This is a genomic window from Streptomyces chisholmiae (assembly GCF_031845445.1).
Lineage (GTDB): Bacteria > Actinomycetota > Actinomycetes > Streptomycetales > Streptomycetaceae > Streptomyces > Streptomyces chisholmiae.
In genome coordinates this window covers 1-426 of sequence record NZ_JAVREO010000240.1, presented here as the reverse complement: position 1 = coordinate 426, position 426 = coordinate 1, and the positions used below count along the sequence as shown (strand labels likewise).

The window sequence follows — 426 nt, the reverse complement described above, 5'->3', positions numbered from 1 at the left end:
AGCTGGCTTCCGGTCAGCGGATGCGGCTCGGTCGGGACGAAGATCGGTCCGGCATAGTATTCATGCAGGTCAGTGCCACAGATGCCGTTGAATCCGACTTTGATCTTGACGGTGCCGGGATTTGGGTCGGGCTCTGGGACATCGGCGACCTCGACCTTGTTCGGCCCGTAGTACACGGCTGCTCTCATGGTGGACGTTTCTAGGCCCGCAGGCCCGGCCTGCGTAAGGGTTGCAAGACGTTGCGATGTCATCTTGCAGGTCTTTTCACAGTCAAGCGCCGGGCCGGCTGCAACCCCGTGCAACCGCGCCGTCAGCATGTCGGCGATGCCGTCCCGGCCCTCGACGGTCTTGAGGTTCCAGGTGAAGGAGACCAGATCACGCCAGAAACTGTCGGTCGCGAATTTTCCGACGACGCGTTCGATGTCC

The 426-nt window shown here is 61.5% G+C and carries 1 pseudogene; it reads right to left on the bottom strand.

Annotated features, from left to right (window positions below):
* Nucleotides 1–426 (bottom strand): annotated as a pseudogene (locus RM844_RS33000) (hypothetical protein); the annotation flags it as partial.